This is a genomic window from Rhizobium sp. RU35A (assembly GCF_900156005.1).
Lineage (GTDB): Bacteria > Pseudomonadota > Alphaproteobacteria > Rhizobiales > Rhizobiaceae > Neorhizobium > Neorhizobium straminoryzae.
The window spans coordinates 324,317-337,170 of the sequence record NZ_FTMR01000001.1 but is presented as its reverse complement, the minus strand read 5'-3'; the positions used below and the strand labels follow the sequence as shown (position 1 = coordinate 337,170).

Here is a 12,854-nt window from a genome sequence, read left to right as displayed (position 1 = left end):
AGACGCAACCGCGCCTTGCCGGCCGGCGGTCGGTTCTATGGCTCCGACCGGCTGCTGGATTCGCGGTTGCCGGGATAGGATTTCAGGCCGGGAAACGACGGCAGGAAGGCCTCGCGGCGGATGGTCCAGAGTTCGTAGGTGGGCGCAACCTGGTTCGGCTGGTCGAGCGAGCCGAGGTTGATCTCCACCTCATCGCCGGTTCGGGCAAAGACCGGCGATCCGCAATGCGGGCAGAAGAAGCGGCCGGCATAGCTGCCGGTCTCCCCTTCGACTGCGACGGCCTTCTGCGGGAAGATCGCCGAGGCATGAAACAGTGCGCCATGATGCTTGCGGCAATCGAGACAGTGACAGAGGCCGACGCGATAGGGCGCGCCGCTGGCCACGAACCGCACCCGGCCGCACAGGCACCCGCCTTCGAACTGATGCATTGATCGTCTCCTTCTCCTGTTTTCATCTCAATCGCAGGCGCCCGGTTTTGTTTCAACAATGACCGCACAGGCACCGGGGAACGGGCGGAGCGCGGCACGTGAGAAACGGTGAAAATGTTGACAAAATATCGGAATTCGCCTTATGGCGGGACAAGGCGTCGATGAACGGCGCATCGATCTGTCTGCCCGATCCGGATGAAGAATTGTGACGTCTGCCTGCGGTATCCCCCGGATCATTCACCAGACCTGGAAGACGCGCAAGGTGCCGGAGGAAATGGGCGATCCGCAAAGCTGGATCGCGCATAATCCAGGCTGGGAATACCGGTTCTGGACCGACGACGATCTTCTGGCGTTCTTTCGACAGGAAAGGCCGGATCTTCTCGATCTCTACCTGTCCTATGCCCGGCCGGTTCAACGGGCCGATCTTGCCCGCTATTGCATCCTTCAACGGTTCGGCGGCCTCTATGCCGATGTCGATACCCGCTGTCTTGCCTCGCTGGAGCCGCTTGCGGGGGATCCGCGGGTAATCCTGTGCGAGGAGCCGGCGCGCCACTGGCAGCCGGCGCTGGTGCGCGGGCTCGACCGCCTGTGGTTCAACGGCACGATGGCAAGCCCGCCGGGGCATCCGTTCTGGGACATGGTGATCGATCTCTGCCGCCGGATGGCGGAGCGCCGGCACGGCGATGTTCTGGAAACGACCGGGCCGCTGGTTCTGACGGCAGCCGTGCGCGACTATGCCGATCCCGATGGTCTGGCACTGAATGCCTGCGGCCTGTTTGCCGATATCGATGTGCATGGCAAGCCCTCCGGCGGTGCGCGCCACGGACCCTATGGGCACCTGACCCTGTCCACCCATCTGTGGAAGGGCAGCTGGTATCCGCGCAGCCGCCAGCACTGGTGGCCGCGCAAGGTGGCGCGTCTGCGGCAACTGGGCGATCGCCTGTTCGGCGGCCCGCGCCTTGAGCCGGAGCGCATGCTTGCGGGGCTCGACAGGGCGCGGCTGCAGCGCGCACCGCAAAAAGCCTCCGATGACGATCATCTGCTCGTGCTCGTTCCCGTGGGCAAGGCCGAGCCACAGCTGTTGCGCTTTTGCGAAGGCCTGCTGGCGCTCGGCCATCCGCGTGAACGGCTGCATCTGTGGTTCGGGCAGGGCGGTGGCCGCGACGAGAGCGCCGATGTGCTCGAAGCCTTCATCGCGCGACATGGCAGCCGGTTCGCGTCGGCGGGCATCGTCAGGACCGGTCGCAGGTCTTATGGGCCGGTGCGGGGCAGACGCGGCGCGCTGGCAAGGCTGGCGGCTGTCCGCAACGCGCTGCTGGCGCAGACATTGACGGATCGCCATGACCGGGTGCTGTGGATCGACACCGGCGTCACGGACTATCCGCCGGACATCGTGGCGCGGCTGAGGGCAGCCGGGGGGCGGATCGCGGTGCCGCATGCCGTGCACGACCATGGCGGGCCAAGCGCCGACGCCGGCTCCTTTCTGACGATCGCCGAGCCGACGCGCGCGGATTTCTACGGCCATGTGCGCCAAGGGCTGCTGCAGCCGCCGCGCCGCTGGGCTTTCCGCCGTCATCTGGACGATCTGCGCTACCTGGACACGGTGCCGCTGCACGGCGTGGGCGGGGCGATGCTGATGGTCGATGCCGATTGCCACCGGGCCGGCCTGCTGTTTCCCGAGCGGCCCTACCGCCACCTGATCGACACCGAAGGTTTTGGCCTTCTGGCGCGGGATGCGGGCGTGATCCCGCTCGGCCTGCCGCAGCTGGAGATCCGGGTTGCGGCGCCGGATCGACTGCACGCGCCTGCGGACGCCACCCGGTTGCACGGGCACGGTGGCGGGGCGGAGCATCCGGTTTCGGCAGCGGTGGGAATTTCCGCCGCCGCCGCCGCGCGTTCGGAAAATGCAGCGATATAGGAAAATAATCCTTGACGGCGTGACGGCGCTGTGACATGATCTCTGCATAGTCGAAGAATTGCGACTGGCGGCGACGCCGGTGCGATAACTTCCAGTCTGCGGCCTCACGGTTCTGTCACGAACCTGGGGCCGTTTTTTTATCCGGACATGCAAGGCGGGACCTTTTGCGCGCGGGACACATCCCGGCGTGGCGGAGCCTTTGGATGAAGGAAAGGCCCGGCGGGACAGGGAGAGACGCATGGATGGCTTGGAAAAGATCGATGTGTCGCTCTTCGGTCTGTTCGCTTTGGCGCCGGATCAGGGCCTGGCGGACGAAGCCGATGCGGTGCTGCTGGAATTGAAATCGGCGGATGCGGAGGCGGGCACCGAAGATCTGCGGCTGCTGCTGAACGAGATGACGCGCGAGATGCGGGCGCAGTTCCTCGCCTTCCGGGCCCTGCGCGCCGAGGCTGAACGGCAGGCGGCCGAGGGCGACGAGGCAGCCCAGAAGCTGGCGCGCGCCGACCTGAAGGCGGCGACCGATGCCATGTCGCTGATCGTCAGGACACTGGAAAAGGTGGACAGCCTGCAGCGGCAGCTTTCCCGCGACCGCGCGGAAGAGGCCGAAGGGCGGGCCGAGGAAACCGGATTTGAGGAGGCGCTGCGCGATGTCCGGCAGCTTATCGAGGCACGGGCAACGGAACTGTTCCGGCGCTGGCAGATGGACGGCAAACAGGACGATGACGGCGCTTTCCGCCCTGTCGACGGCGGCCACGGTGCGGCTGGGGCCGGACCGCCCGTCGCAGGCCGCCCAGACGGCACTGATGTCAGCAAAAACGGTGCTTGAGGAGTTTTCCGGCGGCATGAGGCATGTTGGCGAGGACCGGAAGGCCGCAGGCACGGCATCTGGCGCGGGTGGTGCACGGCACGGTGCGGCGCAGACTTCGGCATGGGTTGCGCCTGTCCCTGATACGCTGGCGCCAGACCGGCAGCGGAGCGCCCTCGATCTGCCGGAGCGGGTGGTGCGTCAGGCCGGTCGTCTTTGCCGCAACTGGACGCTTGCAGGGCGCGCCGAGCAGAAGCCGCCACCCGGCGACTGGCGCACCTGGCTGGTGATGGGCGGGCGCGGCTCCGGCAAGACACGCGCCGGCGCCGAGTGGGTTCATGGGCTGGCAACGGCATCTCCCCGCTCGGACCTGCGCATTGCGCTGGTTGCGGAAACGCTGGGCGATGCCCGCGAGGTGATGATCGATGGCGTCTCCGGCATTTGCCGGATTGCCGGGCGGCTTGCGCCGGATTTCGAGATTTCCCGCCGCCGGCTGGTCTGGCCGACCGGGGCGGTGGCCCAGATCTTTTCCTCGGAGGATCCGGAAAGCCTGCGCGGGCCGCAGTTTCACTTCGCCTGGTGCGACGAGCTGGCGAAGTGGAAGCATGCGGAAGACACCTTTGACATGCTGCAGTTCGGCCTTCGGCTGGGGACCGCACCGCGCCAGCTGGTGACGACGACACCGCGGCCGGTGCCGGTGCTGAAGCGGCTGATCGCCGATCCCGCCACACGGCTGGTGAAAATTGCCACCCGCGACAATGCCGAGCATCTGGCGCCGGGCTTTCTCACCGCGCTGGAGGAGCGTTATCGCGGCACGCGGCTCGGCCGGCAGGAACTGGAGGGCGAACTGATCGAGGACCGCAGCGACGGGCTGTGGAAGCGTGCCGATCTGGAGGCGCTGGTCATCCGCTTTGCCGGGGCCCTTCGCCGCATCGTGGTGGCGGTCGATCCGCCCTCCGGGCAGGGCGCAACATCCTGCTGCGGCATCGTGGTGGCCGGGCTTGAAACGGGCGGGCGGGCGGTGGTGCTGGCCGATTGCTCGGTCGAGGGCTTGAGCCCCGCCGGCTGGGCGCAGGCGGTGGCGAAAGCCTTCCGTCGCTTCGCCGCCGACCGGGTGGTGGCCGAGGTGAACCAGGGCGGCGAGATGGTGGCGGCGATGCTGCGCAGCGTCGACGAGACCCTGCCGCTGACGCAGGTGCGGGCCACGCGTGGAAAATATCTGCGGGCCGAGCCGGTGGCGGCGCTTTACGAGCAGGGACGGGTGGCGCATGCCGGCCGCTTCGTGGAACTGGAAGACCAGATGTGCGATTTCGGCCCCGATGGACTGTCCGGTGGACGCTCTCCGGACCGGCTCGATGCGCTGGTCTGGGCGCTGACGGCGCTGCTGCTGGAGGGGCAGGCGGAGCCGCGTGTCCGTGGGCTTTGATGGGGCGTTTGTGTCACATTCAACACGTCCGGCCTCGTGGGCCGGCGCGTTTCGTGCCGATGTCAGGGAGCGTCGACAAGCTTTAGCCGTGGCGGCGCCCGGCGATTATCCGGCTGCCTTGCCGCGACAGGGACGATGGCTGTTCACGAGGCCAGCCGTAAGGCGCGGAGGCAGGGCCTGCCTCCGGCCGGGAACGAAAAGGGGATCAGCGGGCCTTGGCCGGGGTGGGTGCTGCATCGCGCATCTGCTTCCACTCGGATTCCAGGCGCTCGACCAGATGCTGGGGGATCTGCTGCTTCGGGGTCGTGGCATTGGCGGCGGCGGTCACGGGCTGCTGCATGATCATGATCTCCTTCCAGAGAGGGCCAGAGGTGGTCCAAGCGTTGCGGGTGCAATAACATCCCCGTGATCGTTTGGTTCCACAGCGTTAGCGGAAAGTAAAGAGGGCGCCTGGCGTCTAAACCGATTAGCTAAATTTAAAATCGATTGAAGGGCTTGGCGGCATGGTGCGATGCAGCATCCCGGCCGGATTTTGTGCGGAAACAGGACTTTCAAGTAAAAGGCAAGAATAAAGCGCGTGCATTGCGCCTTGGCTGTGGCATCATAAGGCTGCGGCAGGGGACGGCCGTCTGTCGGGGCATGAGGCCAAGCAGAAAGAGAGGGAATTCATGATCAATACGGTGTTTTTCTTCGATCAGGTGACGCAAAAGCTGTTCGCCAAGGGCATGACGCCTGCCCAGGGCGACGGGCTGGAGGCGATCATCACCTATTGGCTGAAAAGCCACGCCGACGAAGACGACCGCTGGCTGGCCTATGCACTCGCCACCGCCTATCATGAGACGGGTGCGGCCATGCAGCCGGTGCAGGAAAACCTGAATTACCGTGCCGAAGGGCTGCTGAAGGTGTTTCCGAAGTATTTTTCGCCGGCTGATGCGCAGGCCTGCCAGCGCAACCCGCAAAAGATCGCCAATCGGGCCTATGCCAATCGCATGGGCAATGGCGACGAGGCCAGCGGTGATGGCTGGCGCTATCGCGGGCGCGGTCTGGTGCAGATCACCGGCCGCAACAATTACCGCACCTATGGCATCGAGAACGATCCGGACAAGGCGCTCGAAGACGATGTGGCCGTGCACATCCTGTTCGACGGCATGATCCATGGCCGCTTCACCGGCAAGAAACTGGCCGATTTCTTCAACGGATCAGTGGAGGACTGGCGCGGGGCGCGCCAGATCATCAACCGCCTGGACCGGGCCGATGACATCGCGGCCTATGCGCGGACGTTCTACGCGGCGATCAGCTATACCAAGGCTGCCTGAGCGGCAATCGGCGCTGAAACCCTTCGGGCGGGCGTCCTGTCGCCTGCCCGGATGCGCGCCTCCCCGACGGCCTGTTGCGAACGGCCACATGACCGTGCGGGCATTCCGGATGCATGCGTGTGCTCCTCTTTCCTTTCCGGGAGGCTGGACGTCGACCGTCACCTTCGGGATTCCTGAACCCTGAACCTCTGCGCGCCATGCCATCCGCCCCTCGGGCGGAGGTTTTTGCCCTGCGCGCCCTGCAAAGGATCGCTGCCCATGAAGATGCCTTTTCGCCTGCCGCGGCGTGCTGCGGCGGAACGCCTTGCCACGGCCATGCCTGCCGGCTCCCTGCGGGAGCCCGGTCGCGGTTCGGAGCGCAAGGCGCAGACGGCCGGTCTCGCCATCCTGTCCGGCGAGGGGGCCGCACACTGGTCCGGCCGCTCCTATGCGGCGCTGGCGCGGGCCGGCATGATGCGCAACCCCGTGGTCTACCGGTCGATCCGCATGATTGCCGAAGCCGCCGCATCGGTGCCTTGGCTGGCCTATGACGGGGAGCAGGAGCTGTCGGCGCATCCGGCGCTCACGCTGATGGCGCGGCCCAACCCGCGCATGGCGGGGCCCGATTTCCTGGAGGCGCTGTTTGGCCATCTGCTACTCTCCGGCAATGCCTATGTCGAAGGACTGTCGGTGGCCGGTCCGGTGCGGGAACTGCATCTGCTGAGGCCCGACCGGGTGAGCGTGGTGGCGGGCGCCGATGGCTGGCCGCTGGCCTATGACTACCGGGTCGGCGGCATGGTGCGCCGGCTGCCGGCGCTGGGCGATGGCGAGCGGCCGGGCCTGCTGCATCTGACGCTGTTTCACCCGCTCGACGACCATGGCGGATTTCCGCCGCTTGCCGCCGCGGGCGCCGCCCTCGACCTGCACAATGCGGCGGCGAACTGGAACAAGGCCCTGCTCGACAATTCCGCGCGTCCCTCCGGTGCGCTGGTCTACCAGCCGAAGGATGGCGGCAACCTCTCGCCCGATCAGTATGAGCGGCTGCGCGCCGAGCTGGAAAGCGGCTACAGCGGCGCGGTGAATGCCGGGCGCCCGCTGCTGCTGGAGGGCGGGCTGGACTGGAAGGCGATGGGACTTTCGCCGAAGGACATGGATTTCATCGAGGCGAAGAATGCCGCCGCCCGCGACATCGCGCTGGCTTTCGGCGTGCCGCCGATGCTGATCGGCATTCCCGGCGACAACACGTTCGCCAATTACCAGGAGGCGCATCGCGCCTTCTACCGGCTGACCGTGGTGCCGCTTCTGACGCGCACGGCAGCGCGCTTTTCCCACTGGTTTTCAGAGGTTTACGATGAGGCGCTGACCTTGCGCGCGGATCTCGACCAGGTGCCGGGACTGGCGGCGGAACGCGATGCGCTGTGGGCACGGGTGGGGGCGGCGGACTTTCTGAGCGATGCCGAAAAGCGGCAGGCGGTCGGCTATGCGCCGGGGTGAGGGGGCTTTTCGCACTGTGTCTGCCGGCGGATGAACTCAGCCGGGAATGAGGTCATGGCGGCCGGTTGCGACGCCGCAATTGACTCATCCTGTGAAGTCCTCGAGCCGCCACATGAACCCGCAGCGCCAACCGATTCCGATCATTGAGCAATGCGGCGCTGGCCGCTGACACATCGTCATCTTCTCGCGCCGACCTCTGCGGGCGTGGCGTCACCCTTTGCAACCCTTATAGCGCAGACCACGGGAGGAGAAAGCCATGGCAGACATGGGCCAGGAGGGCGGCATGCTGGCCGCCCGGGTGATCGGGGCGGCGGCCGGCGCCTGGGTCTCGCTCGTCTATCTGGTGCCGAAGAGCGGGCGCGAAGCGGCAAGCCGGTTCATGACCGGGCTCTCCTGCGGCATCATGTTCGGCGGGCCGACCGGTCTCTGGCTTGCCGGGCGGCTGGGCCTTTCCGGCGAGCTGACCCCCGTCGAGACCATGCTGTCGGGGGCTGCCGCCGCCAGCCTGACGGCCTGGTGGGTGCTGGGTGCCGTCGAGCGGATCGCCAGCCGCTATGGCGGCAGCCGCGACGGGCACTGACACTTCCGATCGGGCGGTCGCTCCCGTCCGGTCCCCTGCGGCGCGTCTGGCGCCGCCCCCCTGCCGGGAGTGCCGGCAGCCTTTTCCATTCCATCCTTTGGGGAGAACCTCATGCACGCCTATCGCGGGCCGCGCCCGACCGCGCGCAAATTCGCCAGCCTCGAACTCTCCGGTCTCGGCGGGGACGGCACCTTTTCCGGCTATGCCAGCGTGTTCGGCGAGGTGGACCTCGGCAAGGACGTGATCGAGCGCGGCGCCTTTCGCCACTCGCTGGTGGAGCGCGGTGCTGCGGGCGTGCGCATGCTCTACCAGCACGACCCGCACGAGCCGATCGGCACCTGGAGCGTGATCCGCGAGGACGCGCGCGGCCTTTATGTGGAGGGCCTGTTGTCCGGCGGCGTGGCGCGGGCCCGCGAGGTGTTCTCGCTGATGAAAAGCGGCGCGCTGGACGGGCTCTCCATCGGCTTTCGCACCGTGAAAGCCCGCACGGACGCCAAGACCGGCGTGCGGCGCATTCTGGAGGCCGATCTCTGGGAAATTTCGGTGGTGACCTTTCCGATGCTGCCATCGGCGAGAGTCTCCAACGTCAAGCATGCGCGGTTCTTCCGCGACCGGGAAACCGAACTCGTCCGCAGCCTGCGGCGAACGGCGAAACTGATGATGGCAACCACGTTCAAGGGATGAAAACATGACGGAAGCAGCACGGGCTCATGCGCCGGAGGTGAAGGCGGTGCCGGACACGGTGACGGCCGCCTTCGAGGATTTCATGCAGGCCTTCGAGGCCTTCAAGGAGGTGAACGACCGCAGGCTCGGCGAGATCGAGCAGAAGCTCTCCTCCGACGTGGTGACACGCGACAAGGTGGAGCGCATCAACCGCGCCATGGACGACCAGAAGAAGGTGCTGGACCAGTTGGTGCTGAAGAAGGCGCGGCCCGCCCTTGGGCATGGCGGCGAGGCCGGCCCGGAAGCGGCCGAGCACAAGGCGGCCTTCGATGCCTATATGCGCCGGGGCGAGGAGGCCGGCCTGCGCGAACTGCAGGCCAAGGCCTTCTCCGTCGGTACGGCTACCGATGGCGGCTACCTGGTGCCCTCGCAGATGGATGGCGAGATCGGCCGGCGCGTCTCCGTCGTCTCGCCGATGCGGGCGCTCTCCACCGTGCGCACCGTCTCCGTCTCGGTTCTGAAGAAGCCGTTTGCCACGGCCGGCTTGTCTACCGGCTGGGTGTCGGAGACGGCAAGCCGGCCGCAGACCAATACGCCCTCGCTTGCCGAACTCGCCTTCCCGACCATGGAACTCTACGCCATGCCGGCGGCGACCCAGGCGCTGCTCGACGATGCGGCCGTCAACATCGAGGAGTGGATCGCCGGCGAGGTGGACATCGTGTTCGCCGAACAGGAGGGCGATGCCTTCGTGCGTGGCGACGGAACCAACAAGCCGAAAGGGTTTCTCGCCTATACGACGGTGGCCGATGCCAGCTGGAGCTGGGGCAATCTCGGCTACATCGCCACCGGGGCGGCCGGCGCCTTTGCCAGCTCCAGCCCGTCCGACGTGCTGGTGAACGCCGTCTATGCGCTGCGCGCCGGCCACCGCCAGAACGCCACCTTCATGATGAACCGCAAGACGCAAGGGGAAATCCGCAAGTTCAAGGATGCCGACGGCAACTATCTGTGGCGCCCGCCGGCGACCGCCGCCCAGCCGGCCAGCCTGATGGGCTATCCGCTGGCGGAGGCCGAGGAAATGCCGGACATCGCCGCCAATGCCCTGTCGATCGCCATCGGCGATTTCCGCGCCGGTTATCTCGTCGTGGACCGCGCCGGCGTGCGCATCCTGCGCGATCCCTATTCCGCCAAGCCCTATGTGCTGTTCTACACCACCAAGCGCGTGGGCGGCGGCGTGCAGAACTTTGAGGCGATCAAGCTGATCAAGTTCGCCGCAAGCTGAGGCGGGCTGCCCGAGGGGGAGGCAGGCATGTCCTGCCTTCTCTGGGCAGCACGACGTCCAAGGCACAGCCGGCTCGTGCCTGCCCTGGTGCCGATCGAGCCACGATGTTTCGGACGCAGACGAGCGGGCCGGTCCAGCCTGTGCGCCGGCACCGCAATCCCATCAACGAGGATGTTTCCATGACCTATATCCTGACGGAGCCGCCGCTGGCGGAGCCGGTGACGTTGGCCGAGGTGAAGGCGCATCTGCGCATCGATCATGCCGACGAAGACGCGCTGCTTGCCGGGCTGATCCAGGTGGCCAGGCTGCATCTGGAGCGGGAGACGGGGCTCTGCCTTCTGGTGCAGGGCTGGCGGCTGTGCCTGGACGACTGGCCGGACGACGGCGTGGTGCAGATTGTCCGCGCGCCGGTGCGCACGATCGAGGCGGTGTCGGTCTATGACGGGCTGGGGCAGGTGGTGCATCCCGCGCTGACCGGCCATGTGCTGGATGCCAATCGCCAGCCGGCGCGGCTCTGGCTGTCCAGCCGGCCGCTGCCGGGACGGGCGATCAACGGCATCGAGATCGATTTTACCGCAGGCTTCGGCGAGACCGGTGCGGAGGTGCCGGCCTCGCTCATCCGCGCGATCCTGCTGCATGTGGCGCATATGCATGCCTTTCGCGGCGTCGTGGCGCTCGACGAGCAGCCGGCCGGCGTGCCGGATGGTTATGGCCGCCTCGTTGCCCCCTACCGGATGCGGAGGCTGTGATGCGGGCGGCTCTTCTCGATCCCGGCCGGCGGACGGCGCGGCTTGTGCGCGAGGTGCCGGTGGAGACGGCTGACGGACAGGGGGGCGCGAGCCTTGGCTGGACGGCGGCCGGTTTGCTGTGGGCGCAGATCGAGCCGGTGTCGCACGCCGCTTCCGAACTGGCCGGTGCCAGGCGGGTGGTGCTGACGCACCGGATCTGGATCCCGTGGCAGACGGGCGTGGCGGCCGGCCAGCGGCTGCGCAAGGGCACGCGCATCTTTGCCATCCAGGCGGTGCGCGATCCCGACGAGAGCGGTCGCTTTCTGGTCTGCGACTGCGAGGAGGAGGCGTCATGAGTGCGGTGAATGCGTTGCTGGCCGCGATCCGCGCCCGTCTTTCCGGCGATGCGGCGCTGATGGGCCTGATCGGCGCGGACGGTTTTCACGACCGGCTGCTGGCGCGCCCGCGGCTGCCCTGCGTGGTGGTCGGGGCGGTCGAGACGCGCGATTATTCGACCGCGACCGAGGCTGGGGCCGAGCATTTTCTGACGCTGGATGTCGTGGCCGAGGGCGAGGGTCGCAAGGTGGCCGAGATGGTGGCAGAGCGGCTGCGGCTGCTGTTGCACGATGCGCCGCTTTCGCTCTCCGGTGCGGTGCTGGTCAGCCTTCTGCTGCGCTCGACGCGCAGCCGGCGCGAGGCGAAGACGAAGCTTTTCGTGGTCGAACTGTCGTTTCGGGCGGTGACCGAGTGAGCAGGCGTCAGGCGCTCGCTTCCGTTGACAGGCCGGGTGGCACATCGCGCCGGTGGTCGCGGACCAGCTTTCCGAGCCGGACGAGCAGCAGGATGGACAGCCCCACCAGAAGGCTTGCAACGAGAAGGGCCGGCAGCGTGCCGCCGGCATCCATCAGCGCGGCGAAGGCAAGCGGGCCGGCGGCGATCGCCATGTTCTGCGGCAGCGAGATGCGCGCCGATTGCAGGCCGTATTCCTGCGGCGAAAACACCGCGAGCGGCAGTACGGCGCGCGCCACCGCCATGATGCCGGAGCCGAGGCTGTAGAGCACCACGAAGCCGATCAGCACCGGCGATGTGCCGGGCAGGAGCGCCAGCAGAAGGAAGCTTGCCAGCATGCAGAGCGTGCCGGTGAGCGCCGTCAGCAGCGGGCTGCCGCGACGGCCGAAGGCGAAATCCACGGCGCGGGCGGAAATGCCGATCACGCCGCGCGCCGCGCCGAGCTGCAGGGCAAGCGCCGGCGAGGCGCCGGATTTCTGCAGCAGTTCAAGCAGTGTCGGCGAAAAGCCGAAGGAGACGAAGGCGGCAATGGTGGTGCTGGCGGCGACCAGCAGAAAGGCGAGCCGCCTGTCACCCTCCGAGAGCGTAACGGGGGCCTGTGCGGCGCTGATGGCCTCTGCCATCTGCGGCTGCGCTTTCGGAAGCGCGAAGAGATGCAGCGGCAGGCAGACGAAAAATTGCAGGCCGGCCAGTACCAGCAGCGTGTCGCGCCAGCCGATCCAGTCCGCAAGCCAGGTGTTGACCGGCCAGAAGACGGTGGCCGACAGGCCGGTGAAGATCATGGTGAGTGCAATCACGCGCTTGCCGGCGGCGCCCTCGCGCTCGACGATCGCCGCGTAGGCGGGCGTCGACAGCGCCTGCGCGCCGCCCCAGCCGAGGACCACCCAGGTGGCTGCATAGGCGAAGAGATGGTGGCAGGCACTCAGCAGCAGCAGGCCGAGCCCCAGCCAGGCCGAGCCCATGGCGAGAACCCGGGCGGCGCCGTGGCGCGCCAGCATGCGCCCGACCGAGGGGCCGGCAAGGCCGCTCACCACCATCATGACGGTGAGGCCGCCGAAGATGACCGCGTTAGAGAGGCCGATCTCCGCCCCCATGCGCGGGCCGATGACGGCCACCATGTCGAAGCCGGTGCCCCAGCCGATGATCTGCGTGAGCGACAGCACGGCGATCAGCCTGGCGCGGGGGAGGAAGGCGGGCATGCGGGCTCCGGACGGTGCGGCTGTTAGGACGGAGCCTGAACGGCTCTGGCACGGATGGGGCAGCGATGAGCAGCGATCAAGAAAATGGCGGGCGGGACATTCTCCCTTTTCTAGCAATCCGGCGGGTCGCCGCAAGCCATCGGGCCGGTCAATCGGACAGTTCACGAAAGGGTGAACGTCTCGCTGCGCCTATCTCGAAAAGCCTGACGGAGGCTGACCAGACCGTGCCGGTGACGACATCGTGGCGGCT

General features: G+C 67.3%; 14 protein-coding genes. 11 read left to right on the top strand and 3 right to left on the bottom strand.

Going from position 1 to position 12,854, the window contains the following annotated elements; genetic code table 11:
* Positions 1-35: 35 nt before the first annotated feature.
* Positions 36-428, bottom strand: coding sequence for a GFA family protein (locus F3H95_RS01795; protein WP_149744722.1), 393 nt, complete (start codon positions 426-428; stop codon positions 36-38).
* A 205-nt stretch (positions 429-633) separates the two neighbouring features.
* On the opposite strand from F3H95_RS01795, the gene F3H95_RS01790 reads away from it, so the two are divergent.
* The 3 genes from F3H95_RS01790 to F3H95_RS01780 all read left to right on the top strand — a co-directional run bounded on the left by F3H95_RS01790 (position 634) and on the right by F3H95_RS01780 (position 4,577).
* Complete coding sequence (locus tag F3H95_RS01790) at positions 634-2,346, top strand: glycosyltransferase (protein ID WP_149744721.1); 1,713 nt, start codon at positions 634-636, stop codon at positions 2,344-2,346.
* Between the two features lie 238 nt (positions 2,347-2,584).
* Positions 2,585-3,172, top strand: a complete 588-nt coding sequence (locus F3H95_RS27025) for a hypothetical protein (protein ID WP_188134264.1) — start codon at positions 2,585-2,587, stop codon at positions 3,170-3,172.
* On the top strand, positions 3,066-4,577 hold the full coding sequence (locus F3H95_RS01780; protein ID WP_244617844.1) for a terminase family protein: 1,512 nt from the start codon (positions 3,066-3,068) through the stop codon (positions 4,575-4,577). The genes F3H95_RS27025 and F3H95_RS01780 overlap by 107 nt, the downstream gene beginning before the upstream one ends.
* 205 nt (positions 4,578-4,782) lie before the next feature.
* Here the strand turns inward: F3H95_RS01780 and F3H95_RS27595 are convergent, their stop codons facing one another.
* Positions 4,783-4,917 (bottom strand): hypothetical protein, encoded by a 135-nt coding sequence (locus F3H95_RS27595; protein ID WP_280177816.1) that lies wholly within the window; start codon positions 4,915-4,917, stop codon positions 4,783-4,785.
* A gap of 328 nt (positions 4,918-5,245) precedes the next feature.
* On the opposite strand from F3H95_RS27595, the gene F3H95_RS01775 reads away from it, so the two are divergent.
* The 8 genes from F3H95_RS01775 to F3H95_RS01740 all read left to right on the top strand — a co-directional run bounded on the left by F3H95_RS01775 (position 5,246) and on the right by F3H95_RS01740 (position 11,367).
* The gene (locus F3H95_RS01775; RefSeq protein ID WP_143126655.1) at positions 5,246-5,893 is read left to right on the top strand and encodes a hypothetical protein; all 648 of its coding nucleotides are present in this window, start codon (positions 5,246-5,248) and stop codon (positions 5,891-5,893) included.
* 258 nt (positions 5,894-6,151) lie between these two features.
* Entirely contained in the window at positions 6,152-7,366 is a 1,215-nt protein-coding gene (locus tag F3H95_RS01770) for a phage portal protein (protein ID WP_149744720.1), read from the top strand.
* 256 nt (positions 7,367-7,622) lie between these two features.
* Positions 7,623-7,946: a DUF6107 family protein gene (locus F3H95_RS01765; RefSeq protein ID WP_143127972.1), complete on the top strand. Its 324-nt coding sequence runs from the start codon at positions 7,623-7,625 to the stop codon at positions 7,944-7,946.
* 111 nt (positions 7,947-8,057) lie between these two features.
* Positions 8,058-8,630, top strand: a complete 573-nt coding sequence (locus F3H95_RS01760) for an HK97 family phage prohead protease (RefSeq protein ID WP_143127973.1) — start codon at positions 8,058-8,060, stop codon at positions 8,628-8,630.
* Between the two features lie 4 nt (positions 8,631-8,634).
* Positions 8,635-9,888: a phage major capsid protein gene (locus F3H95_RS01755; protein WP_143127974.1), complete on the top strand. Its 1,254-nt coding sequence runs from the start codon at positions 8,635-8,637 to the stop codon at positions 9,886-9,888.
* Between the two features lie 179 nt (positions 9,889-10,067).
* Complete coding sequence (locus F3H95_RS01750; RefSeq protein WP_149744719.1) at positions 10,068-10,637, top strand: head-tail connector protein; 570 nt, start codon at positions 10,068-10,070, stop codon at positions 10,635-10,637.
* Positions 10,637-10,972: a phage head closure protein gene (locus F3H95_RS01745; protein WP_149744718.1), complete on the top strand. Its 336-nt coding sequence runs from the start codon at positions 10,637-10,639 to the stop codon at positions 10,970-10,972. Before F3H95_RS01750 ends, F3H95_RS01745 begins: the two co-directional genes overlap by 1 nt.
* A complete protein-coding gene (locus F3H95_RS01740; protein WP_149744717.1) occupies positions 10,969-11,367 on the top strand; it encodes a DUF3168 domain-containing protein in 399 nt (132 codons plus the stop codon). Before F3H95_RS01745 ends, F3H95_RS01740 begins: the two co-directional genes overlap by 4 nt.
* Before the next feature lie 7 nt (positions 11,368-11,374).
* On the opposite strand, the gene F3H95_RS01735 is transcribed toward F3H95_RS01740, so the two are convergent.
* The gene (locus F3H95_RS01735; RefSeq protein WP_149744716.1) at positions 11,375-12,604 is read right to left on the bottom strand and encodes an MFS transporter; all 1,230 of its coding nucleotides are present in this window, start codon (positions 12,602-12,604) and stop codon (positions 11,375-11,377) included.
* Positions 12,605-12,854: the final 250 nt, after the last annotated feature.